Origin of the sequence: Candidatus Accumulibacter meliphilus, assembly GCF_036625345.1 — a bacterium.
Lineage (GTDB): Bacteria > Pseudomonadota > Gammaproteobacteria > Burkholderiales > Rhodocyclaceae > Accumulibacter > Accumulibacter meliphilus.
The window spans coordinates 328,355-354,144 of record NZ_JAZKTZ010000006.1; the positions used below are offsets into that span (position 1 = coordinate 328,355).

Below are 25,790 nucleotides of genomic sequence, written 5' to 3' on the forward strand. Positions count from 1 at the left end.
GCCGCAGCAACCGACGATCAGTCGTCGCTGGCCTCTTCAATGAACTCGTCGCCAGAGACCGCTTCGATGATTTCCTCGACAAACTGGCTACGCCCCTCGAGAACTGCATCGGCGACACCGCGCGCGTACAAACGGATGGCGCGCGAAGAATCGTCGTTACCCGGGATAACGTAGTCGACGCCTTCCGGCGAGTGGTTGGTATCGACAACCGCCACAACCGGAACACCCAATTTGTTGGCCTCGGTAATGGCGATCTTGTGGTAACCCACGTCAATCACGAACAGCGCATCGGGCAAGGTCACCATGTCCTTGATGCCACCGATCGACTTGAGCATCTTGTCCAGTTCGCGCGTGGTCATCAGCGCCTCTTTCTTGCCCAGGCGCTCAAGAGAACCATCTTCGACCATGCTTTCCATGTCCTTGAGGCGCTTGATCGACAGCTTGATCGTCTTGAAGTTGGTCAACATGCCGCCCAGCCAACGCTGGTCGACGTAGGGCGAACCGCAACGCGAAGCTTCCTCGGCCATGATCTCGCGCGCCTGGCGCTTGGTCCCGACAAACAGAATGTTGCCTTTGTTGGCCGACAGCTTGCGCACGAAGCCCATGGCTTCGTTATATTTGGTAAGCGTTTTTTCCAGGTTGACGATATGAATCTTGCTGCGGGCGCCAAAAATGTAAGGCGCCATTTTGGGATTCCAGAAACGTGTCTGGTGACCGAAATGGACGCCGGCCTCGAGCATCTGACGCATCGTTGTAGACATATGTTCTTTCTCTCTATTCAGGGTTTGACCACCATCCGCCGAGCTACAGTCTGCCGTGTTGTGTTGGCAGGCACCCTTGAACAGGCGAATGTGCGAAATGAGGCGTGCCTCGTCGGCACACCCGCTGCGCCACAGCGGCGCAGCTTCCCGCTTTGCTGACCGCGGCCAGCAAAACCGGGCGATAGTACCATCAAGGGCCCTCCAGTTCAAATGACTTCACAAGCCTTTCCGCAGCGGCGCGTCCGACGCGCCCGCGGAATGTTCGCGGCGCATCGAGTGCGCTCGGCAAATTGCCTAAGCCCGTAGCTTCCTTTATCCTTGCCGCTCTTACCCTTGGCGGCGACCCGAACGTATGAGCATTACACTCAAGACCCCTGTGGAAATAGACAAGATGCGTGTCGCCGGCCGACTCACGGCCGAAGTACTCGACTACATCACGCCGCACCTGCGATCGGGAATCACGACCGGCGAGCTTGATCGCCTCTGCCACGACTACATGGTCGATGTTCAGGGCAGCGTTCCGGCGCCCCTCAACTACGCGCCACCAGGCTACCGACCGTATCCGAAGTCGGTGTGCACCTCGGTGAACCATCAGGTTTGCCACGGCGTTCCCGGCGATCGTCAACTGAAGAACGGCGATATCGTCAATCTCGATGTCACAGTCATCAAAGACGGCTATCACGGCGACAGTAGCCGCATGTTTCAGATCGGAGAAACCTCGCTTCAGGCGCGGCGGCTGTGCGAGATCACTTTCGAATGCCTGTGGCTGGGCATCGCGCAGGTTCGCGCGGGTGCGCACCTCGGCGATATCGGCCATGCCATCCAACAGCAGGCCGAGAAATCGGGCTACTCGGTGGTCCGCGAGTTCTGTGGTCACGGCATTGGCGCCAAGTTCCACGAAGAACCGCAGGTTGTTCATTATGGCCGCCCGCACACGGGTCTACAGCTACTGGCGGGAATGGTCTTTACCATCGAGCCGATGATCAATGCCGGCAAGGCGGCGATCAAGACCATGGCCGATGGCTGGACGATCGTTACCAAGGATCACAGCCTGTCTGCGCAATGGGAGCACACCATCCTGGTCACCGAAACAGGTTACGAAGTGCTTACCGTGTCCGAGGGGACGCGCCCGCCGCCCGAGGGAATCCGGGCCTAAGCCGGTGGACACCACCGCAACCGTCGACCCGCTGGCGCTGGTCGCGCAGTACCGCTCCCATCTGCAACAAGGCCAGGCGGCGATCCGCGAGCGTTATCTGGCCAGCGGCGATGCGCCGCGCCTGTTGCACGAGCGTTGTCGTCTGATCGACGAAGTTCTCTGCGACCTGTGGCGATCGCTGCAGTTGCCGGCGTCGCTGGCCTTGCTCGCGGTCGGTGGCTACGGGCGTGGCGAGCTCTATCCAGCCTCGGACGTTGACCTGCTGCTGCTTCTCCCCGCACCGCCCGACGCCGATTTGGCGACGCAGCTGGAACAGGCGGTTACCCTTTGCTACGACATTGGTCTGGAAGTCGCTCCCAGCGTCCGCACCGTCGAGGAGTGCTCGCAGGCCGCTGCCAGCGACCTCACGATCCAGACGGCACTGCTCGAAGCGCGCCTGCTGATCGGCAGCGACGAGCTGTTCCAGGCGTTTTCGGCCGAGCTCGAGCAGGTCCTTGATCCGCTTGCTTTCTTCGAAGCCAAGCGCAGCGAACAGGATGAACGGCATCTGCGCTACGACGATACGCCCTACAGCTTGGAGCCGAACTGCAAGGAAGGCCCGGGGGGACTGCGCGATCTGCACACCATCCTCTGGATTGCCAGTGCGGCAGGCTACGGCTCTACCTGGGCAGAGCTGGCGCAATACGGTTTTCTGACTCACGAAGAAGAGACCCAGCTGCAACGCAGCATCAAGTTCCTGCAGCAGTTGCGTACCCGTCTGCACGTTCATGTCGGTCGCCGTGAAGACCGCCTCCTCTTCGACTACCAGACGGCGCTCGCGGAGCAGCTGGGCTACCGGGCGACAGCGACCCGTCGGGCCAGCGAACTGCTCATGCAACAGTACTATCGCACGGCAAAAGAAGTCACCCAGATCAACACCATCCTGCTGCTGAATATCGGCGCGGTCATATCGCCACTGCCCGACCAGCCACCAGAGCCAATCAACGAACGCTTCGAGATTACCCACGATTTTCTCGACGTCAGCGATGACGAGGTCTTTGACCGCGAACCGGCCGCCATCCTCGAAGCTTTCCTGCTGATGGAGAAGCATCCCGCGCTGCAGGGCATGACCGCACGCACCCTGCGCGCGCTCTGGCACGCACGCACACTGATCGATGACGAATTCCGCAGCGACGCCGGCAATCGCGCGCGCTTTCTCGAAATCATGCAGCAGCGACGTGGTGTGCTGCATGAACTCCGACGCATGAACCAGTTCGGCATACTTGGCCGCTATCTACCGAATTTCGGCAGGATTGTCGGCCAGATGCAGCACGATCTGTTCCACGTTTACACCGTAGACCAGCACATTCTGCGCGTCCTGCGCAACTTGCGACGCTTTCTCGCCGATGAGTTCACCCACGAGTATCCACTGTGTAGCGAATTGATGAGCGACTTTCGCCGCCCCTGGGTGCTCTACATCGCCGCCCTGTTCCACGACATCGCCAAGGGACGAGGGGGAGATCACTCGCAGCTCGGCGCGGTCGATGCAGCCAAATTCTGCGCAGATCACAGCCTCGATGCCGTCGATAGCGAGCTCATTGTGTGGCTGATCGAGCAGCATCTGCTGATGTCGACCGTCGCCCAGAAGCAGGATATTGGCGACCCCGAAGTGATCGGCGCATTCGCTGCGACGGTAAAGGACGAACGCCACCTGGCAGCGCTCTACCTATTCACCGTCGCCGACATACGCGGCACCAGCCCGAAAGTCTGGAACAGCTGGAAGGGGCAACTGCTCGAACAGTTGTTCCGGGGCACTTGCCGGTCACTCCTTGCCGGTGGTGAAGTTCCCGTCAGGCAGGGGCTGATCGAGGAGCGGCAACAAGAGGCCTTGCGCCTGCTGCGCTATTTTGCCCTTCCCGACGCGGTACACGAACGCCTGTGGAAACAGCTCGACACCGTGTACTTCCTGCGCCATTCCGCAGAAGAGATCGCCTGGCATACGCGTGCCCTGCACTATCGACCGGTTGTTGACCAAGCGGTCATCAAAGCGCGCATCAACCCGCAGGGCGAGGGCCTGGAGGTAATGATCTACGCGCCGGATCAGCCCGATCTGTTCGCGCGCCTGGTCGGTTTCTTTTCCCGCGCCGGTTACACCATCGTCGACGCCAAGATTCACACCACCCGTCACGGCTACGCCCTGGACAGCTTCATGCTGCTCAAGGTTGGCGAGCTCGGCAGCGATCGCGCGATGATCAGCTTCATCGAACACGAGCTGGAAGAACGGCTGAGTCACCCGGGCCCGCCGGAGGCCCCGGGCAGCGGACGCATCTCGCGACAGGTCAAGCACTTCCCGATACAACCGCTGGTGACCATCGAGCCCGACGAGAAAGGCTTGCACTACGTGCTTTCGGTGAGCGCTGCCGACCGTCCCGGCCTGCTGTACACCATCGCCATGACTTTGGCTGCGCATGGTGCTAACCTACATACTGCAAAGATCTCCACTCTCGGCGAACGGATTGAGGATACCTTTCTGATCAGCGGCGGCGACCTCGGCATGACTGCCCGCCGGATCAAGCTGGAAACCGAGTTGCTGGAGCGTTTGAAACTCTGACTTCCTTCTTGGCGGCGCGACGACGATGAGCATCTCCAAAACCTCCCTGCAACAAGAGAATCACAGAAACGCTCGGCGAGAACGCCCGCTCAAGTGTCGGTTTTTTTTACAACGAAACCTTCGATTCTCGATCGACGCCAAGCGACGACCACGCAAGCGAATGATTTATGGGCGTATTGGGTTTTTTGAACAGTACATGGTATAAAGCTTGCTTATAGTTTTCTGAACGGTTATTTTTTGGCTATCGGAAGCAGGATCTCACGGCAGCGATTGCTCGCTGCCAGCTTGGCGGAATCGTGACGCAATTCGCGGTCGGTCCTGACCGAGAACGCTACACTGATTCTGGTCGGGTGGAAGTGGATGTCGGTTCTGGAATGGTGATCGCCGTGGAACGACGGGCCAGCCTTCACCGGATAGTAGTCGCCGGCGAAGCTGCTGGAGAGGATGACGAGATGCCTACCGACAACGACGAAACAAGAATGCTGGATTTGCAGCGTGTGGTCCAAGCTCAGAAAACTTTGGGAGCAGCATCATGAAGACTAATGAATCAATTGACGACTCGCGGGGATCGACGGATCTATCGCCCGTGGATACCGGAGCAGTCATTCAGGGTGCCGCTTCGACCCCAGAGAACAAGCGGCGACGCCTGGTGCGCGGCGCGGTAGCTTTCGCGCCATTGGTTCTGACTTTACGCAGTGGGGCGGTGGCGGCGGCGGCTTCGTGTACGGGTACGAAGCAACTGCCCACCTTGGATGCCAACGGCGAATTTACCGCGAGTGGCGCACAGGTGGGAGATGCTTGCGTTACAAATTACGAACGCAACAGTTGCCCCGGCAGCAAGATCAGCTCTGGAACCAACCCGGGCATCGCGGTTATAGAGGGTACGGTCGATCCAGCGAAGCTGAAGTGCCATAACCTGACAGGCAACGTCGCCATACTCAGCAACCCGGCAGTGAACTCACTAATACCAGGTTAATGCCAAACAGGCTTACCGTTCAGGAGCATCCCGGTGATCATCATTGCGAGCCTTTACCCATTTCCTACTTGACCAAGACAGCAGCGGAAGCGGGCTTGATCTGGGAAAACTGGGATGATATCTTCCTCGTGTATCAGCCTTCGTCCGCCGAGACCCATGTCTTCAACGAAACCACCGGATCGGTCCTGACGTGCCTGGAAGAAGGTGCCTTATCGGCAAACGAACTGAAGAATCAGACCGAAGCAGCCCTCGGCGTCAGCCAAAGTGAACTGGACGACACAGATTTCGCGTTCGCCATACAGAGGCTTGAAGAACTGGGCCTCATAGAGCGCCTGGACGACACCAGCGCTGCGCAATGATCGTCGGTGACCTGAGTCGCCGGAAATTCGGTACACACTTGGCGGGCGACGGACTCACGCTCCAGTTCGGCCCTTTCAACCTCCGCATGCGCTCCAACCTCGATTCCTTCGCGTCCCTTGCGCATCATCTCTACGAGCCTTATCCCCTCCTCGACGCGGAAACGCTCAGCGATTTTCACGTCGAGATAAGCAGTCCGCGCGGACTACACCGATGGTTTCGCCGACAGGCTCGTTTTGGCGTCGATGGCCAAACACCCTTCGCTCCCTATACCGTCGACCATGCTTTCCCAGCCCTCGAATGGGGAATCAACTGGTGCGTGGCAACGCGAGCGCATCATCTGCTGCTCCTGCATTCGGCGGCAGTCGAGCGTAACGGCCGGGCGATCCTGTTTCCTGCCTCGCCGGGTAACGGCAAATCGACCCTCTGTACTGCGCTCGTCCACTCCGGATGGCGCCTGCTCTCGGATGAATTCGGCCTGGTGCGACCCGAAGATGGCCTGCTGCTGCCGATACCACGCCTGATCCCGCTGAAGAACGAGTCGATCGACGTTATCAGAAGATTCAGACCTGAAGCGATCATCGGGCCATCTTTCCTGGCGACCCGCAAAGGTACGGTAGCGCATGTACAGCCGCCGCTGGACAGCATCAGGCGCGCGCAGGAGCCAGCCCGGCCGCGCTGGCTGATCTTCCCGCGCTGGGTTTCCGGCGCGCCGCTCACGCTTGAACCCATGTCCAGGAGCCAGGCCTTCCTGATGGTCGCGACCAACGCATTCAACTACGAGGTGCTCGACGAAACAGCTTTTCGACTGGTTACGGACATGGTTCGCGCCTGTGATTGCTATTCGCTGGTGTACTCCGATCTCAACGAGGCGATTCCCGCGCTTGACGAGCTTTGCAACAGCATGGATGACTGATGGCCAAGGCTGCGAACGAAAGGCTGCGGGCGCGAAAGCTCCTGCTCGACGCCCTGAAAATGCCGGAAGCGCTGCCCGCTCTGCCCCTCGCCGACTGGGAACTGCTGTTGCGCGTGGCTCGGCGCGCCCGGGTGCTCGGACGAATGGAATCCGCACTGCACCATGCAGGGCTGCTTGGTGACATACCGCCACGTGCGGCAGCCCATCTGAGAGCCGCCCGCAACGTCATCGCGCATCGGAAAACACTGATCTCGTGGGAAGTAAACCGTTTGCTGTGGGCGCTCAAGGGAATCAATGCGCCGCTGATTCTGCTCAAAGGGACCGCTTATCTTCTCGCCGACCTGCCGCCGGCGCGAGGCCGAATCTTTGCCGACGTGGATCTTCTGGTACCTGAAGATCGGGTCATGGAGATCGAGGAAAGACTGGTCGAACGTGGCTGGTTCAAGACAGAAATCGACCCCTACGACGACCGCTACTACCGCGTCTGGATGCACGAGATTCCTCCGCTCCGTCACCGCGAGCGAGGCACTGAAATCGACATCCACCATCGGCTCTTGCCGAAGACCAGCCATCTGGCCTCGGATCCCGCACCACTTTTTGCGGCCGCCCGGCCGCTCGCCGACCCGCGGCTGCACGTTCTTGCGCCTGCCGACATGATACTGCACGCCCTGGTGCACCTGTTTCTCGAGGGCGATCCCGACGAGGGTCTGCGCTTGCGGGATCTGGCCGATGTCCATGATCTGCTTTGCCACCATGCTCAGGAGCCTGCCTTCTGGGCGAGCCTCGTACCACGAGCACGCGCCTTGGGTTTCCAGCGCCCGCTGTTCTACGGACTGCATCATGCGCATCAATTTTTTGGCACACCGATTCCCCCGGATGTGCTGCGCGAGCTGGAAGACGCGGCGCCTGCCTGGCCGATCCGCAAGCTAATGAATCGTCTGATCCCCCTCGCCCTGCTGCCCGGACACCCGGATCACCCTTCCCGCCTGGCGGCTCTGGCCCGCTGGCTGATTTATGTGCGCGCCCATTGGTTGCGAATGCCACCCGGCCTGCTCATCAAGCACCTGTCGCACAAGGCCTGGCTGCGCTTGCGCGGATTCCGCAAACGGGTCGACCTGGCCCAGCTCGATCTCAAACAGCAGTAGCCGGAAAGAGCAGGCTGCAACAAAGGCTGGACACAACGTTATACTGTAAATAAATACAGTCATCGCCATGTCCGCCGCCCTGCCCCCCTACGTCGAACTTCACTGCTGTTCCAACTTTTCCTTCCTGCGCGGCGCCTCGCATCCGGAAGAACTGGTCGAGCAGGCGCAGGAACTCGGCTACAGTGCGCTGGCGATCACCGACGAAGCCTCGTTGGCCGGCGTCGTGCGAGCACATCGCGCCGCCAGTGCTCGCGGCCTGCAGCTGATCATCGGTGCCGAATTTCGCCTCTGCAGTGAGCCAGGGAAAAACCTCAGACTGGTCCTGCTGGCACAGAACCGCGCCGGTTACGGCAATCTGTCGGCGCTGATCACCCTGGCGCGGCGACGCTCGCGCAAAGGCCAATACCGCCTCTACCGCGGCGACCTCGAAAGTCCCGGCGACTTTGCCGGCAGCAGCGGCGCCCTGCCGGACTGCCTGGCGCTGTGGATCCCGGACGCTGGCGCCGGGGTGGACGAGGGACGTTGGCTGGCGACGCGCTTTCCAGCCCGTTCCTGGCTGGCCGTCGAACTGCACGCCGGGCCGGATGATGCGACACGCCTGGCGATGCTGCTCGAACTGGCCACGGCGAGCGGCCTGCCTGCAGTCGCTGCTGGCGACGTGCACATGCACCGGCGTTCCCGCCGCCCACTACAGGATACGCTGACCGCAATCCGCCTGAAGAGCACCCTCTTTTCCGCCGGCCACGCGCTCTTTGCCAATGGCGAGCGCCACCTGCGCAGCCGCCTGCGGCTGGCACGACTCTACCCGCCCGAACTGCTCACCGAAACCCTGAACATCGCCGCACGCTGCGCCTTCTCGCTCGCCGAACTGCGCTACGAATACCCTGACGAAGTGGTGCCCGCCGGCCAGACGGCGTCGGGCTTTCTGCGCGCAGAAGTCGAAAAAGGCCTGCGCCGACGCTATCCCGATGGAGAAGCCGCCGCAGTGCGCGAGCGCGTCGAGCACGAACTCGCACTGATCGGCGAACTCGCTTACGAACCCTACTTCCTGACCGTCTACGACCTGGTCAATTTTGCACGCAGCCGGAATATCCTGTGCCAGGGACGCGGCTCGGCCGCCAACTCGGCAGTCTGTTATTGCCTGGGCATCACCGAAGTCGACCCGGCACGTTCGCGGCTGCTTTTCGAGCGCTTCATTTCCCGGGAACGCGGTGAACCACCGGATATCGACGTCGATTTCGAACACCAGCGGCGTGAAGAAGTGATTCAGTACCTCTACCAGCGTTACGGGCGTGAGCGTGCCGCGCTGACGGCAGCGGTGATCACTTACCGGACGCGCGGCGCCTTGCGCGACATCGGCCGGGCACTCGACTTCGGCAGCGCCCAGATCGACGCGCTGACCGCCTCGCTGGCGTGGTGGGACAAGCGCGAGCAACTGCCCGAACGCCTGCGCGCAGTCGGCCTCGACCCGCAAGCGCCGCGCGTCGCCAAATGGCTGGCACTGAGCGCAGCGCTGCGTGGTTTTCCCCGCCACCTCTCGCAACACGTCGGTGGCTTCGTCATCTCGCGCGGACCCCTGGCACGGCTGGTGCCGATAGAAAATGCCGCCATGCCGGAACGCACCGTGATCCAGTGGGACAAGGACGATCTCGACGCCCTCGGCTTGCTGAAAGTCGATGTCCTGGCACTCGGCATGCTCTCGACGATCCACCGCGCGCTGGACCTGGTCGGCATCGCTTTGCCGGACGTCCCGCCCGAAGACCCGGCAGTCTACGACATGCTCTGCGCGGCCGACACGATTGGCGTCTTTCAGATCGAGTCGCGCGCGCAGATGGCCATGCTGCCGCGCCTCCGACCGCGCCACTTCTACGACCTGGTCATCGAAGTGGCGCTGGTCAGGCCAGGGCCGATCCAGGGCGACATGGTCCATCCCTACCTGCGTCGCCGGCACGGCCAGGAAGCAATCGAGCCGATGCGCCCGGAAATCGCCGCCGTACTCGGACGCACCTGCGGCGTGCCGATTTTCCAGGAACAGGTCATGCAACTGGCAGTCGTCGCCGGCGGCTTCACCCCCGGCGAGGCCGATCAGCTACGCCGGGCGATGGCCGCCTGGCGACGCAAGGGTGGGCTGGAACCCTTCGAAGAGAAGCTGATCAGCGGCATGCGCCAGCGTGGCCACGATGAAGCTTTTGCGCAGCGCGTCTTCGCGCAGATTCGCGGCTTCGGCGAATACGGTTTCCCCGAATCGCACGCCGCCTCCTTCGCCTTGCTGGTGTACGTCTCGGCCTGGCTCAAGCGCCACCATCCGGCAGCTTTTCTCTGCGCGCTGCTCAACAGCCAGCCGATGGGCTTCTACTCCCCCTCACAATTGCTGCAGGATGCGCGCCGGCATGGCGTCGAGGTACGACCGGTGACCGCAAACGACAGCGCCTGGGAAGCGCAATTCGAAAGTTCCGGCAGCGAGCCAGGGATGGTGGCCGGCGCGCCTGCCGTCCGCCTCGGTCTGGGCAGTATTTCCGGCCTGCCGCAGGCCGCCGCCATACGCCTGGTCACCGCTCGCCAACAACAGCCTCTACACAGCGTTGCTGATCTCGCGACACGCGCACAGCTGAACCACAAGGATCTCGCACTGCTCGCCGCTGCCGGCGCCCTGGCCAAGCTCGCTGGCCATCGGCGGCAAGCCGCCTGGTTTGCCGCCGGCGCCAACCAGGCCAACGCGCCATTCGACCTGCTGAGCAGCGTACCAGCCGTGGAAAGCGCTGCCAAACTCGCCACGCCATCCGAAGCCGAGGAGCTGATTGCCGACTACGCCGCCACCGGCTTCAGCCTCGGTCGCCATCCCCTGGCCCTACTGCGTAGCCAACTCAGCGCGCAGCGCTTCATTTCCGCCAGCGAGTTGCAGAACGCAGCGCACCGCCAGCTCGCTCGCGCCGCCGGAATCGTCACCTGCCGGCAACGGCCGGGCACGGCCAGCGGAATCGTTTTTGTCACCCTGGAAGACGAAACCGGGCTGGCCAATATCGTCGTGCACTCGCGGCTGGTCGAGCAGCAACGCCACGAATTGCTCGGAGCCCGCCTGCTCGGCGTTCTCGGACAGGTACAGCGCGAAGGTCAGGTCGTCCATCTGGTGGCCAAACGGCTCGTCGACCTGTCTTCGCTGCTCGGTCGCCTGCCGACAGCGAGTCGCAATTTCCATTGACCGCCAAGAGGGCCTGGCGGCCGTGCGTCAGGCAGCCCGGGCAACTACCTCGGCATAAAGATCGTGCTCGTCGGCATCGACCACGCGCACGCGCAGGAAGTCGCCAGGTTCGGCATCGAAGTATTCGTTGACGAAAACCAGGCCGTCGATTTCCGGCGCGTCCGCTGCCGAACGGGCAATCGTTCCGTCCTCATCGACCTCGTCGACCAGGACTTCGATCTCGCGCCCGATCTTCGCCGCCAGCAACTCGGCCGAGATATCCTCCTGCAGTTCCATCAAACGCCGCTTGCGCTCCTCGCGAACTTCTTCCGCCACCGCCCCGGGCAGTGCATTGGCCGTCGCGCCATCCACTGCCGAATAGGCAAAGCAGCCGACGCGATCCAGGCGCGCCTCTTTGATGAAAGCCAGCAATTCCTCGAACTCGGCTTCGCTCTCACCAGGAAAACCGGTAATGAAAGTACTGCGCACCGTGATCTCTGGACAAACCGCACGCCATGCGCGAAGCCGCTCGAGATTGTTCTCGGCGTTCGCCGGTCGCTTCATCGCCTTCAGGACGCGGGCACTGGCGTGCTGGAAAGGGACGTCGAGATAGGGCAGTATTTTCCCTTCGGCCATCAACGGCAGCAAGGCGTCGACGCTCGGATACGGATAGACGTAGTGCAGACGCACCCAGATCCCGAGTTCCCCCAGCGCTGCGCAGAGCTCGCGCAGCCGGGTACGCAGCGGCCGACCGTTGGCAAAGCCGGTTCGATACTTGACATCGACACCATAGGCGCTGGTGTCCTGCGAAATGACCAGCAATTCCCGCACACCCGCATCGGCAAGATGCCTGGCTTCCTGCAGCACGTCGCCGATCGGACGACTGACCAGGGGGCCACGCATCGACGGAATGATGCAGAAGGTGCAACTGTGATTGCAGCCCTCGGAAATCTTCAGGTAAGCGAAATGCTGCGGCGTCAGTTTGATTCCCTGCGGCGGCACCAGGCTGGTGAACGGGTCATGCGGCTGCGGCAGATGCGCATGCACGTGCTGCAAGACTTCGTCGGCCGCATGCGGCCCGGTGACCGCCAGCACCTGCGGATGCGCCTTGCGAATGACCTCCTCCCGAGCCCCCAGGCAACCGGTGACGATCACCTTGCCGTTTTCGGTCAAGGCCTCGCCGATGGCGTCGAGCGACTCCTCCACCGCGGCGTCGATGAAGCCACAGGTATTGACGACGACCAGATCCGCGCCTTCATACGAAGGCGAAATCAGATAGCCTTCGGCGCGCAGTTTGGTGAGAATCTGTTCGGAATCGACGAGTGCTTTCGGACAACCGAGCGAAACGAAACCGATGTTTTTCGGCTTTGACATGGCAGACCAGTGCTGTTGAGTAGCCCGCCAGTATACCGCCAGCCCGCAGCGATTCAGAGCTTACGAAATGCGCCTAGCCCTCCGGCACCAAATTCCTCTGGCGCCACTCCCCGCCGGCTTGCCCGGATCATCGGCGCGAGCGCGTGGAAGCGTCCGTCCGCGCTTGGGCGACCAGCAGCAGGAAGCAGCCAATGACCACGCCCGCAATCCCCGCCTGCATCAGCGTCCCCAACTGGAAGCCAGCCAGCCAGTAGTTTCCGAGCAGACGCGCGACAGCAACGACGACGCACAACAGCACACCAGCGAAGCCGGCAGCGCGTCCCAACGACAGCAGAAGAACATCCATTTTATTACCTTTTTTGCATGAAGAACGAATGCTGAGGCTCTGCCATGAAAGGGACAAGCGAGCTGATCCCCGGACAGAAAAGCGCCTTGAGCAAGGTACAAGAGCAGGCGCCGTTCAGTCCGATTGTAGGCAACAACCGTCCGGAGTCAAGAAGTCTAGAAATCAACAAATGAAGGATTGAAGGGTGCAGGAAGAGACGAAGCATCCGACAGCGTTCTGCGCCGCTCGCCAACAGCTTACGAATGGTGCACAGTGTGTTATATAAAGAAATGCCCTTGCTGGTGTCACGGCAGGCGCAGCATTCAGTCCTTCGGCAGGCAGGTGCGCGCTTACGGCGAGAACCTGCACCGCAGACGCGGGCGTGAAGCGGCCAGAGAAAGCCGCGGACCTGCGCTACAGCGAACCACAACCGACAAGAAAAGCCAAAGGAGGCCCGTCAATGAGCGAGAACGATACGCCTGGCACAGCAAACCCTGCCAGCCGCTTCCCGGTCATCCGCAGCGTAAAACCCGGCGCTGTCGTCGGTTGGATGCGTGGCGGCTGGCATGACCTGCGCCGAAGCGGTTGGCCCAGCCTGTTCTACGGGAGCTGCTTTGCCATCGCCGGCTGGTTGATGCAGATTGTTTTTGCCGAGGCCTACGCCCTCTTCGCAGGACTGACGACCGGCTTCCTGCTGGTCGGCCCGTTCCTGACGCTCGGCCTCTACGATCTCAGTCGGCGCATCGAATTCGGCCTGCCGCCGCGACTGTTGCCGACCCTCGCCGCCTGGCGCCCGAACCTGCCCAACGTCGGTCTCTTTGCCGCCCTGCTGGCCATCGTCCTGCTGGTCTGGGCGCGCGCATCGATCATTGTTTTTGCGCTCTTCTTTACCGGCGGATTACCGACCTTCGGTAACGTCGTGCATACCGTCCTGACTTTCGAGCAGCTCGACTTCGCCCTGGTCTATTTCGCCGTCGGCGGGTTTTTCGCGATGTTTGTTTTTGCCATCAGCGTCATCGCCGTACCTCTGATGTTCGACCGCAAGACTGACGCGGTCACCGCGACCATCGCCAGCCTCGTCGCCTGCGGCCGCAACCTGGTCCCGCTCTTGCTTTGGGGAACGTGCATCGGCATTCTGGGCATCATCGGCTTCGCCACCTTCTTTGTCGGCCTGATCATTACCATGCCCCTGGTCGGGCACTCTACTTGGTATGCCTATCGCGACATCGTCGCACCTGAAGAGGACGAAAAGCTCGACGATGCGGATGCAGCGGCCGTAGCCTGACCGCTGCCGCTCGCTACTCCGGCAAGCCGTTCAAAAAGTAGAGGCTTTCCAGGATCGAGCGCCAGGCTGATCAACAAGGCGCGATCCGAGGCGTAGGCACAAGCCACGCCCCCCACTACTCCCAGGCAGCGAGGAACTCCTCCCAGTGCGGCTTGCCGATTTTCTCCAGCTCGCCACGCACGAACGACATCTCGACATCGTATGCGGCGCGCGACAATTCGCCGCGCAGCAGGCGAAAGCGCACGGCAAGCAGGTAGGTATTGAGCACGTCTGTCTCGCAGTAGTCGCGCACTTCGGACATGCCGCCGGCCAGCCACGCCTGCCACACCTTGCCGCCGTCCATGCCGAGCTTGCCGGGAAAACCGATCAGTTTGGCGAGTTCGTCAAGGCGAACGCTGGCGCGCGGTTGATACATGGCCAGCAGATCCATCAGGTCGAGGTGGCGTGAATGGTAGCGGCTGATGTAGTTGTTCCACTTGAACTCACGGCTGTCGGCGTAATCGCCGTCACCGAGGTCCCAGTAGCGTGGTGCGACAACGCCGTGGATGAGCCCCCGATAGTGCAGCACCGGCAGATCGAAGCCGCCACCATTCCAGGAAACGATCTGTGGCGTGAATTTCTCGACGCCGTCAAAGAAACGCTGGATGATCTCGCCCTCACCCTGCTCGGGCTCGGCCAGAGACCAGACGCGGAAGTCCTTGCCAGCGCGCAGAGCACACGAAATGACGACTACCCGCTGCAGATGCAGCGGCAGGAAATCGTTGCCGTGAGTGGCACGACGATGCTGGAAAGCGAGTTCAGCCACCTCGTCATCGGACAGCGTCGCATCGAGTTCATGCAGCCGACGCAGACCTGCGACGTCGGGGATGGTTTCTATATCAAAGGCGAGAACGGGTTTCATCGCGCGCATCCAGGGCACTCACAGTCAGGCAGTCACCGTAGTCAACGGCAGCGAGCCATTTCACGCCGGAAAGACGCCCGTCGACAGGTAGCGGTCACCACGATCGCAGACGATGCTGACGATGGTCGCATTTTCGAGTTCGCCAGCCAGCCGCAAAGCGACGGCCAATGCGCCACCCGACGAGATACCGGCAAAAATGCCTTCCTCGCGCGCCAGGCGCCGGGTCATTTCCTCCGCCTCGCCCTGCGAAACCGATTCGACACGATCGACGCGAGCACGGTCGAAGATTTTTGGCAGGTAAGCTTCCGGCCACTTGCGAATCCCCGGGATCTGCGAACCATCTTCCGGCTGGCAGCCGACGATACAGATGCCGGCATCTTGCTCCTTGAGAAAGCGCGAAACCCCCATGATCGTTCCCGTAGTCCCCATGCTGCTGACGAAGTGGCTGATGCGTCCCTCGGTCTGGCGCCAGATCTCGGGACCGGTCCCTTCGTAGTGGGCAAGCGGGTTATCCGGGTTGGCAAACTGGTCGAGGATGATTCCACGCCCTTCGCTGCGCATGCTTTCGGCGACGTCGCGCGCCAGCTCCATGCCACCGTCACGAGGCGTCAACACCAGTTCGGCGCCGAAAGCGCGCATCGTCTGCCGACGTTCGACGCTTTGATTCTCGGGCATGACCAGAATCATCCGGTAGCCGCGCATGGCAGCGGCCATCGCCAGCGCAATGCCGGTATTTCCGGACGTAGCCTCGATCAGCGTGTCACCGGGCTGGATATCGCCCCGCTGCTCGGCGTGGACGATCATCGACAGCGCCGGTCTATCCTTCACCGAACCTGCCGGGTTGTTGCCCTCCAGCTTGGCCAGAAGGACATTGCCACGGGCGTCGCAAGCGCCGCCCGGCAAACGTTTCAGGCGCACCAGCGGGGTGTCGCCGACGCTATTCTCGAGGGTCTTATACACGGCCGTTCAACCATTTGACGTACTGCGGAACCGCCTCTTCGACTTTTGAAAACTCGTCCTTGTAGCCCGCTTTGCGCAGCTTCGCGAGGTCGGCCTGGGTAAAGTTCTGGTACTTGCCACGCAGATCTGCCGGAAAAGGGATGTACTCGATCAGGCCACTCTTGACCAGTTCGGCGAGCGGCAGCGCTTCCTGCCCGGCCAGCGCGCGGCAGGCATTGACGTTGGCGACCGCCAACTCGTTGAAAGTCTGCGCACGACCCGTGCCGACGTTGAAGATGCCCGATTTTTCCGGATGTTCGAGGAAGTGCAGGTTCACTCGCGCAATGTCGTCGACGTAGACGAAGTCGCGCCGCTGCTCGCCATCGGCGTAGCCCGCACAGCCTTCGAAGAGCTTGACCCGGCCCTCGCTCTGGAACTGGTGATAGTGGTGAAAGGCCACCGACGCCATCCGCCCCTTGTGCGACTCGCGCGGGCCATAGACGTTGAAATAGCGAAAACCGACGACTTGCGAATTGCACGAGTCGGCAGTTGCAAAGCGCTGGCGGACGATCTGGTCGAAAAGAAACTTCGAATAGCCGTAAACGTTGAGCGGCGCCTCATGTTGCCGCTCTTCCCTGAACACCCCGCCGCCGCCGTAGGTCGCGGCACTCGAAGCATAGAGAAACTGCGCTTCCTGATCGAGGCACCAGTCGAGAAGCGCCAGCGAGTAGCGGTAGTTGTTCTCCATCATGTAGCGACCATCGCTCTCCATGGTGTCGGAACAGGCACCCTGGTGGAGGATGGCATCGACATCGCCATCGAAATCGCCGGCGGCCAGGCGCTCGATGAATTCGTTTTTATCGAGGTAATCGGCAATCTCGCAATCGACGAGATTCCTGAACTTTTCGGCCTTGCTGAGATTGTCGACGGCAATGATCTTGCGCACGCCACGCTCGTTAAGCGCCTTGACCAGATTGGCGCCGATGAAACCGGCCGCGCCGGTGACGACTGTGTACATGACTCTACCTCACTTCAGTGCCGCATCAAGCTCGTCACGGCTGACCACCGCCGTGCCTAATTTGCCAACCACCAGGCCGGCGGCGACGTTCGCCGCGTGCACGGCGTCCGCCCAGGCGGCCCCGCCCGCCAAGGTCACGGCGAGCGTCGCGATGACCGTATCGCCAGCCCCGGAAACATCGAAGACCTCTCTCGCCACCGCCTGCTCGTGCACTGCTCCGGCAGCATGGTAGAGTGACATCCCCTCCTCGCTGCGGGTCACCAGCAAGGCCTCCAGCCCGAGCTCGCGGCGCAGGGCTTCGGCCTTGCGGGCAAGCCCGTCGTCGTCCTGCCAGCGCCCCACCACTTCGCGCAACTCGGCACGGTTCGGAGTGACGATGGTTGCACCGGCATACTTGGAGAAATCGTCACCTTTCGGATCGACCAGCACTTTTTTGCCGGCAGTGCGCGCCATGTGGATCATCTCGCTGATATGCGCCAGGCCGCCCTTGCCGTAATCGGAAAGAATCACCGCGTCGCATTCGCCAAGACGGGCCTCGAATTCCAGCAGTTTGGTGCGCAAGACCTCGTGTGAGGGCGTGGTTTCAAAATCAATGCGCAGCAGTTGCTGCTGGCGACCAATGACCCGCAGCTTGACCGTCGTGCTGATTGCCGCATCGACATACAGACTGACGTCAATACCACTCGCTGCCAGCAGGGCTTGCAGGTTTCGCCCAGCTTCGTCGTCGCCAACGACCGACAGCAGGCTGACGTGCGCGCCCAGCGCGGCGACATTGCGGGCGACATTGGCGGCCCCGCCCGGCCGCTCCTCGCTACGCGCCACCTTGACCACCGGCACCGGGGCCTCTGGCGAAATGCGCGAAACATCACCAAACCAGTAGCGATCGAGCATCACATCGCCGACTATCAGGAGGCGAGTGGCCGACAGGCTAGCGACTTGCATCGCGCGCCCTTTTGGCAAGACAAGCTGTGCTCACCGGGTTTGCTAGCCGGGTAGCCAGCACGGTGGCAGGCGACATGGAACTCCTAGGGTGTCAGATCGAACTCTTCGCTGCGCTTCGGCGAGTAGGTCTCCCAACCGCCGCAGGCCGGACAGCGCCAGTAGAACTGGCGCGCCTTGAAGCCGCAATTATCGCATCGATAGCGAGCCAGGCGACGCGTGTAGCCATGCACGATCCCCTTCGCCAGATCGAGATCGGGGCGGATCTCGGGCGAGGCAAAGAGCAGTCGGGCCTCGAGCAACTTGTCGAAGCCAAGCAGGGTGGGATTACGCTTCAGCTCATCACGCACCAGGCGGTAAGCCGCTTCTGGCCCACTGCTTTCCAGTTCCAGCTGGAAGACGACGTCGAGCAGGTCGAGCGAAGGGTAGTGATCAAGATAGCCGCGCAACAGTTGCAAACCCGCTTCACGCCGATCCTGCTTGCGAAAAGCGTCGAGCAAGCGTTTCGCGACCAGCGTCAGATAGAGCGGATCCTGCTGTTCAATGCGCTGCCACGAGGCAATGGCGGCAGCGAACTGATCCTGCTGGAACTGCAGGTCGCCGAGAAGCAGGCTGGCGCGAACGCACTTGCGGTTGCGTTCGAGAGCCGTTTGCAGAAAGCCTGCCGCCAGATCCGGACGCGAACGAATCATCTCGGCAGCAGCCAGTTCACAGTAGTACTCGGCGATTTCCTTGTGCGAGGCAAAATCCGGCAGTTCCGAGGCGATCGCTATCGCCTTCTCCCAGTCCTTCTCCAACTGGTAAATCTCGAGCAAATTGCGCTTGGCGTCTTCGGCCATCGCCGAGTGGCGCAGTTTTTCGAAGACCGATTCGGCGCCATCGAGCAGCCCCGCTTTGAGGTAATCCTGGCCCAGCTCGGCCAGTGCTTGCAGTTTCAAATCCTGCGGCAGGTCTTCGCGCTCGACGAGATTCTGGTGCATGCGGATGGCGCGCTCGGTCTCGCCACGACGACGAAACAGGCTACCGAGTGCAAAGTGAATTTCGATCGTCTGAGGATCGACCTTGACGGCTTCGACAAAGGCCTCGATCGCGCGATCGGGCTGCTCGTTGAGCAGAAAATTGAGCCCCTGGAAATACGAGCGTGGCAGCGTCCGCGATTCCTTGACCAGATGGCGGATATCAACGCGCGCGGCTGCCCACCCCAGCCCGAAGAACAGCGGGAAAAGCAACAGCTGCCAGTACTCGAACTCGATCATCCGTGAAACAGCAGCCGGGCACGTGCAGCACCGCTGGGCCAAGGCGCGAAGTCAGCAAATGCCGAGGGCTTGACCAGCGGAGCGCGGCCAGCGGCTCTCTTGAGTCTCGGGAATCGCCAGGCTAGCACCTCACCCCGTCGCAGCTTTCCGGGCAGACTCACATCGGACTCTCGCGATGAGCGACGAGGCGTGCCCGAAGCTGGCTCAGCTCGCGTTTCAAGCGGGCTAGCTCGCGGCGCCGCCCCAGCAGGGAAGCGAACAGAAAGAGTATGCCAGAGGCGACGCCGGCAGCAAAAGTAGCCAACAGAATAATCGCCACCGGCGCCTGCCAGGTGGCGTCAAGAAAGAAATGGACGTCTACCGGATCGGTGTTTCTGAGGGCAAACGCACAAAAAAGGAGAAACAGGGCAAATCTCAGGATCCACAACAACCAACGCATCATCAGCATCCCATAGGAAACGGGCGGCAACTCTCGTTGCCGCCCGCAATAAGACATAGCTTGACCATTCAGACCAATTCCAGCGAGCCATCGACGCGCTCCCGCAATTCCTTCCCGGCCTTGAAATGCGGCACCCATTTCTCCGGGACGTCGACCTTTTCACCGGACTTCGGGTTCCGGCCAACACGCGGCGGCCGGTAATTCAGCGCAAAGCTTCCAAAGCCGCGAATCTCGATGCGATCGCCTCTGGATAAGGCTTCAGACATCGCATCGAGAATCGTTTTCACCGACAAGTCAGCGTCCTTTGCGACCAGTTGGGGAAAACGCCCGGCCAATTGACCGATAAGGTCCGACTTGGTCATCCTCTAACCCTACTGGGGGTTGTTAAGCTTGGCCTTCAGCAAGGCGCCAAGGTTGGTGGTACCCGCACTGGCACTGCTGTCCGCAGAAAACTTCTGCATCGCTTCGTGCTGCTCGGCCTGATCCTTGGCTTTGATCGACAAGCTGATCGAACGCGTCTTGCGATCGACATTGATAATCATCGCTTCGACGGTATCCCCTTCCCTGTACACCTTGGTCAGATCGTCGATACGATCGCGCGAGACTTCAGAGGCACGCAGATAAGCTTCCATGTCACCATCAAGCATCACCACCGCACCACGTGCGTCAACCGACCTGACGATTCCGCGGACAACGCTGCTCTTCTCGTGAGTGGCAATATAGCTGGTGTAGGGGTCGCCATCGAGCTGCTTGATGCCCAGGGAAATCCGCTCCTTGTCGGTATCGATCGCCAGCACCACCGCGTCGACCTCGTCACCCTTCTTGAAGTTGCGAATCGCTTCGTCACCGGGCAACGACCACGAAAGGTCGGACAGGTGAACCAGGCCATCGATGCCGCCGGGCAAACCAATGAACACACCGAAGTCGGTAATCGACTTGATGGCACCACGCACGCGATCACCCTTCTTGTAATTCATCGAGAAGTCGTCCCACGGGTTGGCAGCACACTGCTTCATGCCCAGCGAAATACGGCGGCGATCCTCATCGATCTCGAGGATCATCACTTCGACCTCGTCACCCAGCTGAACAACCTTGGACGGGTGAACGTTCTTGTTCGTCCAGTCCATCTCCGAGACGTGAACCAGTCCTTCGATGCCCTGCTCGATCTCGACGAATGCGCCGTAATCGGTGAGGTTGGTGACCTTGCCGAAGAGGCGGGTCGTCGCCGGGTAACGGCGGGAAATACCGACCCATGGATCTTCGCCCAACTGCTTGAGACCGAGCGAGACGCGGTTCTTTTCCTGGTCGAACTTGAGGATCTTGGCCTGCAATTCGTCGCCAACGGCGAGAACTTCAGAGGGGTGACGAACGCGGCGCCATGCCAGATCGGTAATGTGCAGCAAGCCATCGATGCCACCGAGGTCGACAAACGCACCGTAGTCGGTGATGTTCTTGACCACGCCTTTGACGATGCTGCCTTCTTTGAGTGCCGCAAGCAGCGCATCGCGCTCTTCGCCAACACTCGCCTCGAGCACCGCACGCCGCGAAACAACGACGTTATTACGCTTGCGGTCGAGCTTGATGACTTTGAATTCGTAGGTCTTGCCTTCGTACGGTGTGGTGTCCTTGACCGGGCGCATGTCGACCAGCGAACCGGGCAGGAAAGCACGCACGCCGTTGGTCATGACCGTCAAGCCGCCCTTGACCTTGCCGGTAATCGTACCGGACACCAGGCTGCCGTCGTTGAGGGCCAGTTCAAGCGCGTTCCACGCCGCGACCCGCTTGGCGCGGTCGCGCGACAATCGAGTTTCGCCGAAGCCATTCTCGAGCTGCTCGATGGCGACCTGGACAAAGTCACCGACACCGACTTCCAGTTCGCCCTGATCGCTCAGGAATTCTTCAAGGTCAATATAGCTTTCCGACTTCAGGCCGGCGTTGACCACGACGAAGTTCTGGTCAATACGCACGACTTCGGCAGTGATGACCTCACCGGGGCGCATCTCCTGACGTCCGAGACTTTCTTCAAAAAGTTCGGCAAAGCTTTCTTCCATGGTGGGATTATCTGACATATGAATTGAGTTACCTAACCGCAGAGCTGCGGGGTGAGTTAGAAACGATCACCAGTTCCAATCACTCCGCAGCGCTCGCCAGAACGGTGAGCGCGGACACTGCACTGGCAGATCCTGAACGGAACGGCCACTGTGGCGACGGAATGAGGCGTGGAACTGGCAACACCTTTGGCGAACGGCAGAGCCGTTTCACCCACTATCGGAGACCTTGTTGACCCATTCCAGCACCTGCGCCACCGCCGTGGCTATGGTCAGGTTTGTCGTGTCGAGCAATTCAGCATCCGCACTTTGCTGCATCGGAGCGACGCTACGTTGGCTATCCCGTTCGTCACGTTCGCGCAGATCCAGCAAGAGGGCTGCAATACTAGCAGCGATTCCTTTTTCGATCAACTGCTTATGACGTCTCTCAGCGCGTATCTCGACGTTCGCCGTGAGGAAGACCTTGGTCATCGAATCCGGGAAGACCACCGCGCCCATGTCGCGCCCGTCGGCCACCAGGCCGGGCGAGCGGCGGAAAGCCCGCTGCCGGAAAAGCAAGGCGGCACGCACTGCCGGCAGTGCTGCCACCAGCGACGCGCCAGCGGAGATTTCCTCGCTGCGAATGGCGTCGCCGACCTCCTCGCCGGCGAGGCTGATCAAGCCGCCGGCAAAGTCGACGTCGAGATTGGCAGCGATCGCCGCGACGGCCGCTTCATCATCCCAAGCGATCGCGGCCCGGCGAGCCGCCAGGGCGGTCAAGCGATAGAGCGCCCCGGAATCCAGGTAATGCCAGCCCAGCGCTTCGGCAACGCGCGCCGCGACCGTCCCTTTGCCGGATGCCGAGGTGCCATCGATAGCCACCACCGGCACTCGCCGGGTGACTGCCGCGAAACGCTCGAAGTAGTCCGGGAAGGTCTTGCTGACCACCGCCGGGTCATTGATTCGCAGTGGCGTACCCAGCGCCGCCAGCGAAAAACACATTGCCATGCGATGGTCATCGTAGGTGGCGATCGCCGCCGGACGCAGACCCTGTGCTCGGGCAGGCGGCACGACACGGATGAAGTCGTCGCCGCTATCGACCCGGGCACCGAGCTTGCGCAACTCGCTGGCCATCGCCGCGATGCGGTCGGTTTCCTTGACCCGCCAGCTGGCGATGTTGCGCAAAGTCGTCGCTCCGTCTGCGAACAGAGCGACGGTCGCCAGGGTCATCGCCGCGTCCGGGATGTGATTGCAGTCCAGATCGACGCCCTGCAAGCGGCCGTCAACGGCAGCCGCAGCCTCGATCCAGGTGTCTCCGAAAGTAATTTTCGCGCCCATCCCGGCCAGCGCGTCGGCAAAGCGGACGTCGCCCTGAAGCGAGTCGCGAGCCACGCCCTCAACGCGTAGCGGACCGCCGCCAAGCGCTCCCAAGGCCAGAAAATAGGATGCTGACGACGCATCGCCTTCGACCTCAACGACCCCTGGCGAGCGATAGGCGCTAGCGGCCGAGACGGTGAAGCGCTGCCAGCCTTCGCGAAGCACCTCGACGCCAAAGCGCGCCATGCTGGCCAGCGTCAGCTCGACATAGGGCCGCGAAATCAATTCGCCGACCACTTCGACCGTCGTTGCGACAGCACGCAGCGGCAAAGCCATCAGCAGACCGGTGAGAAACTGGCTCGACACGTCACCGCGTACGCGGACCACCGCGGCGGAGCCAGGCGTCGGTGACGAAATCAGCAAGGGCGGAAAACCGTCCTGCGCAGCGTAAGCGATCTCGGCACCCAACTGCCGCAAGCTGTCGACGAGATCGGCGATCGGCCGTTCGTGCATGCGCGTGACACCGGAGAGTCGATAATCGCCACCGGCCAGGGCCAGCACTGCGGTCAATGAGCGGACGGCAGTACCCGCATTACCGAGAAAAAGATCAGCCTCGCGAACCGGAAAAACGCCACCGACGCCGCTGACCAGAAAGCGCCTGTCGGCCAAGGCCTCGACCTTGACACCCAGGGTCCGCAGCGCGTCGATCATGCGTGCCGTATCGTCCGACTGCAGCAGGTCGCGAAGCTCGGTGTCGCCGCTGGCCAGCGCCGCCAGCAGCAACACGCGATTGGAAATGCTCTTCGAACCCGGCAAGCGCACGGTGCCCCGCGCAGCGAGCAGTTGCGGCAGATCGATGAAGTCCACGTTCACGTCCTTGTTTTGCTCTCGGCCCACTCGCGGCGGGCCGTGCGGGCGATGTCGAAAGTCGCTTCCAGGCTGGCACCGTCGCCCCGTTGCAGGGCATCGCGCAGTTCGTCGAGCTGCTCGCGGTAGCGATCGAGCTCCTCGAGCAGTGCCTGCCGGTTGGCCAGGCAGATGTCGCGCCACATCTCGGGATGGCTGGCGGCAATGCGCGTGAAGTCTCGGAAACCGCTGGCCGCGTAAGTGAACAGGAGCTCGCGGTTGTCGCGGCGCGCCAGGTCATGCACCAGAGCAAACGACAGCAAATGCGGCAGATGGCTGACCGCCGCGAAAATACGATCGTGTTCCGCCGGAGCCAGCTCGCAGAGCAGACCGCCACAGGCTTCCCAGGCCGCGCGTACGCGGGCGACAGTCGTTTCGCTGCTTTCGGGCAAGGGCGTCAGGACCACCTGCTTTCCTTGATAGAGATCAGGCCGTGCGGCGAGTGCGCCACTGTTTTCCGCGCCGGCAATCGGATGCGCCGGAACGAACTGCCCGATGCGCTCACCAAAGCATGCGCGCGCGGCCTTGACCACGTCTTCCTTGGTACTGCCAGCGTCAGTCACCACCGTCTGCGACCCCAGGCAGGGCGCAATGCGCGCCATGAGCTCGGGAGTCGTCCCGACCGGGGTGGCAATCAGCACCAGGTCGGCATTCGACACTTCCTGGCCGACGTTGAAACCGGCGCGATCGACGATCCCCCGCTCCAGCGCCTGCGTGAGTGAGCCAAGCGTGCGCCCGAAACCGACCACCTCCGCGACCTGCCCGGCGGCCTTGAGTGCCAACGCAAACGAGCCACCGATCAAGCCGACGCCGAAGACCACGACCTTGCCCAAGGGAGCCGCGCCGCTCACGGCCGTACACCCGCGCATGAGCGACTCATAAGGATCCCTCCAAAGCCTCGAGGAAACGGCTGTTTTCGCGCTCGCTGCCAATCGTCACACGCAGCCAGTCGGGCATCCCGTAGGCGGCGATCGGGCGAACGATGACCCCGTTCGTGAGCAGCTTGTGGTTCACCGCCGCCGCGTCCGGCACGCAAAAAGTCACGAAGTTAGCGTGCGACGGGATATGCCGACAGGCCAGGCGTTTCAGGCCGGCAAGGATCTGCTCCATGCCCGCACGGTTCAGGGCGTAGCTCCTGGCGACGAATTCGTAATCGTCGAGCGCCGCCACGGCCGCCGCCAAGGCCAGATTATTGCAGTTGAATGGCTGGCGAACGCGATTCATCAAGTCGGCAATTGCCGCCGAGCACAACGCGTAGCCGATGCGCAGACCGGCCATGCCGTAGATCTTCGAGAAAGTCCGGGTGATCACCAGGTTCGCATGTTCGCCCAGCCAGGCGGTGGTGTCGACACGCTCTGCGGGCGGCAGGTACTCGTTATAGGCTTCGTCGAGAACGACGACAACATCCTCGGGCACCGCCTGCAGAAACGCCTTGAGCTGCGCATAGGGCAGAAAAGTGCCGGTCGGGTTGTTGGGGTTGGCAATCCAGATCAGTCGCGTATCTGGCCGGATCGCGGCCAGCATGGCGTCCAGGTCATGGCCGTAGTCGCTGGCCGCCACCGCAATCGGCTCGCCGCCCGCCGCAATCGTCGCCAGCGGATAGACGGCAAAAGCGAACTGCGCGAAGATTGCCGAGCGGCCTGGCGCCAGAAAGACGCGAGCCACCAGATCAAGCACGTCATTCGAACCGTTGCCGAGAACGATGTGCTCCATTCCCAGGCCCGTGCGCTCGGCAAGGGCCTGCTTCAAGGCGAAATCATCCGGGTAACGCGACAGGCCGGCGATCGCCGCAGCCACCGCCACCTGCGCCTTGGGACTCATGCCGAGTGGATTCTCGTTCGAAGCCAGCTTGACGATTTTCTCAACGTCCAGACCCAGCTCGCGTGCCAGTTGCGTTATCGGTTTGCCCGGCTGGTAAGGTGAAATGGAGCGGATGTACGGCAATGATTGTTCGTGGAGAGGCATCTGCGTTCCTCGAAAAAGTT

General features: G+C 61.7%; 23 protein-coding genes. 9 read left to right on the plus strand and 14 right to left on the minus strand.

Annotated features, from left to right (window positions below; translation table 11 throughout):
* Positions 1-17: 17 nt before the first annotated feature.
* The gene (gene rpsB, locus V5B40_RS14485) at positions 18-761 is read right to left on the minus strand and encodes a 30S ribosomal protein S2 (RefSeq protein ID WP_332355155.1); all 744 of its coding nucleotides are present in this window, start codon (positions 759-761) and stop codon (positions 18-20) included.
* A gap of 352 nt (positions 762-1,113) precedes the next feature.
* On the opposite strand from rpsB, the gene map reads away from it, so the two are divergent.
* The 8 genes from map (at position 1,114) to V5B40_RS14525 (ending at position 11,100) form a co-directional block, all read left to right on the plus strand.
* Positions 1,114-1,917: a type I methionyl aminopeptidase gene (map, locus tag V5B40_RS14490; protein ID WP_332355156.1), complete on the plus strand. Its 804-nt coding sequence runs from the start codon at positions 1,114-1,116 to the stop codon at positions 1,915-1,917.
* Positions 1,918-1,921: 4 nt separating this feature from the next.
* Complete coding sequence (locus V5B40_RS14495; RefSeq protein WP_332355157.1) at positions 1,922-4,507, plus strand: [protein-PII] uridylyltransferase; 2,586 nt, start codon at positions 1,922-1,924, stop codon at positions 4,505-4,507.
* A gap of 296 nt (positions 4,508-4,803) precedes the next feature.
* Positions 4,804-5,043 carry a hypothetical protein gene (locus tag V5B40_RS14500; RefSeq protein WP_332355158.1) on the plus strand — a complete coding sequence of 80 codons (240 nt, stop codon included), beginning with the start codon at positions 4,804-4,806 and terminating at the stop codon, positions 5,041-5,043.
* On the plus strand, positions 5,040-5,483 hold the full coding sequence (locus V5B40_RS14505) for a hypothetical protein (RefSeq protein ID WP_332355159.1): 444 nt from the start codon (positions 5,040-5,042) through the stop codon (positions 5,481-5,483). The genes V5B40_RS14500 and V5B40_RS14505 overlap by 4 nt, the downstream gene beginning before the upstream one ends.
* 95 nt (positions 5,484-5,578) lie before the next feature.
* Positions 5,579-5,842, plus strand: coding sequence for an HPr-rel-A system PqqD family peptide chaperone (locus tag V5B40_RS14510; protein WP_332355160.1), 264 nt, complete (start codon positions 5,579-5,581; stop codon positions 5,840-5,842).
* Entirely contained in the window at positions 5,839-6,756 is a 918-nt protein-coding gene (locus tag V5B40_RS14515) for an HprK-related kinase A (protein WP_332355161.1), read from the plus strand. The genes V5B40_RS14510 and V5B40_RS14515 overlap by 4 nt, the downstream gene beginning before the upstream one ends.
* A complete protein-coding gene (locus V5B40_RS14520; RefSeq protein WP_332355162.1) occupies positions 6,756-7,901 on the plus strand; it encodes a nucleotidyltransferase domain-containing protein in 1,146 nt (381 codons plus the stop codon). The genes V5B40_RS14515 and V5B40_RS14520 overlap by 1 nt, the downstream gene beginning before the upstream one ends.
* A gap of 67 nt (positions 7,902-7,968) precedes the next feature.
* Positions 7,969-11,100, plus strand: a complete 3,132-nt coding sequence (locus V5B40_RS14525) for an error-prone DNA polymerase (RefSeq protein ID WP_332355163.1) — start codon at positions 7,969-7,971, stop codon at positions 11,098-11,100.
* A gap of 27 nt (positions 11,101-11,127) precedes the next feature.
* Here the strand turns inward: V5B40_RS14525 and rimO are convergent, their stop codons facing one another.
* Positions 11,128-12,453 (minus strand): 30S ribosomal protein S12 methylthiotransferase RimO, encoded by a 1,326-nt coding sequence (rimO, locus tag V5B40_RS14530; protein ID WP_332355164.1) that lies wholly within the window; start codon positions 12,451-12,453, stop codon positions 11,128-11,130.
* 127 nt (positions 12,454-12,580) lie between these two features.
* On the minus strand, positions 12,581-12,799 hold the full coding sequence (locus V5B40_RS14535) for a hypothetical protein (RefSeq protein WP_332355165.1): 219 nt from the start codon (positions 12,797-12,799) through the stop codon (positions 12,581-12,583).
* 439 nt (positions 12,800-13,238) lie between these two features.
* On the opposite strand from V5B40_RS14535, the gene V5B40_RS14540 reads away from it, so the two are divergent.
* Complete coding sequence (locus V5B40_RS14540; protein ID WP_332355166.1) at positions 13,239-14,063, plus strand: DUF2189 domain-containing protein; 825 nt, start codon at positions 13,239-13,241, stop codon at positions 14,061-14,063.
* A 115-nt stretch (positions 14,064-14,178) separates the two neighbouring features.
* Here the strand turns inward: V5B40_RS14540 and V5B40_RS14545 are convergent, their stop codons facing one another.
* The 11 genes from V5B40_RS14545 to hisC all read right to left on the minus strand — a co-directional run bounded on the left by V5B40_RS14545 (position 14,179) and on the right by hisC (position 25,770).
* Positions 14,179-14,964, minus strand: coding sequence for a 3'-5' exonuclease (locus tag V5B40_RS14545; RefSeq protein WP_332355167.1), 786 nt, complete (start codon positions 14,962-14,964; stop codon positions 14,179-14,181).
* 60 nt (positions 14,965-15,024) lie between these two features.
* Positions 15,025-15,924 (minus strand): cysteine synthase CysM, encoded by a 900-nt coding sequence (cysM, locus tag V5B40_RS14550; RefSeq protein WP_332355168.1) that lies wholly within the window; start codon positions 15,922-15,924, stop codon positions 15,025-15,027.
* A complete protein-coding gene (gene rfaD, locus V5B40_RS14555; RefSeq protein WP_332355169.1) occupies positions 15,917-16,921 on the minus strand; it encodes an ADP-glyceromanno-heptose 6-epimerase in 1,005 nt (334 codons plus the stop codon). The genes cysM and rfaD overlap by 8 nt, the downstream gene beginning before the upstream one ends.
* 9 nt (positions 16,922-16,930) lie before the next feature.
* On the minus strand, positions 16,931-17,863 hold the full coding sequence (gene rfaE1, locus V5B40_RS14560; RefSeq protein ID WP_332355171.1) for a D-glycero-beta-D-manno-heptose-7-phosphate kinase: 933 nt from the start codon (positions 17,861-17,863) through the stop codon (positions 16,931-16,933).
* An 83-nt stretch (positions 17,864-17,946) separates the two neighbouring features.
* Positions 17,947-19,116 (minus strand): lipopolysaccharide assembly protein LapB, encoded by a 1,170-nt coding sequence (gene lapB / locus V5B40_RS14565; protein WP_332355172.1) that lies wholly within the window; start codon positions 19,114-19,116, stop codon positions 17,947-17,949.
* A gap of 157 nt (positions 19,117-19,273) precedes the next feature.
* Entirely contained in the window at positions 19,274-19,693 is a 420-nt protein-coding gene (locus V5B40_RS14570) for a LapA family protein (RefSeq protein ID WP_332355173.1), read from the minus strand.
* On the minus strand, positions 19,624-19,917 hold the full coding sequence (locus tag V5B40_RS14575; RefSeq protein ID WP_169065129.1) for an integration host factor subunit beta: 294 nt from the start codon (positions 19,915-19,917) through the stop codon (positions 19,624-19,626). The genes V5B40_RS14570 and V5B40_RS14575 overlap by 70 nt, the downstream gene beginning before the upstream one ends.
* 9 nt (positions 19,918-19,926) lie before the next feature.
* On the minus strand, positions 19,927-21,624 hold the full coding sequence (gene rpsA / locus V5B40_RS14580) for a 30S ribosomal protein S1 (protein ID WP_332355174.1): 1,698 nt from the start codon (positions 21,622-21,624) through the stop codon (positions 19,927-19,929).
* A 189-nt stretch (positions 21,625-21,813) separates the two neighbouring features.
* Entirely contained in the window at positions 21,814-23,766 is a 1,953-nt protein-coding gene (locus V5B40_RS14585) for a bifunctional 3-phosphoshikimate 1-carboxyvinyltransferase/cytidylate kinase (RefSeq protein WP_332355175.1), read from the minus strand.
* Between the two features lie 2 nt (positions 23,767-23,768).
* A complete protein-coding gene (locus V5B40_RS14590) occupies positions 23,769-24,674 on the minus strand; it encodes a prephenate dehydrogenase (protein ID WP_332355176.1) in 906 nt (301 codons plus the stop codon).
* 7 nt (positions 24,675-24,681) lie between these two features.
* A complete protein-coding gene (gene hisC, locus V5B40_RS14595) occupies positions 24,682-25,770 on the minus strand; it encodes a histidinol-phosphate transaminase (protein ID WP_332355177.1) in 1,089 nt (362 codons plus the stop codon).
* Positions 25,771-25,790 lie beyond the last annotated feature (20 nt).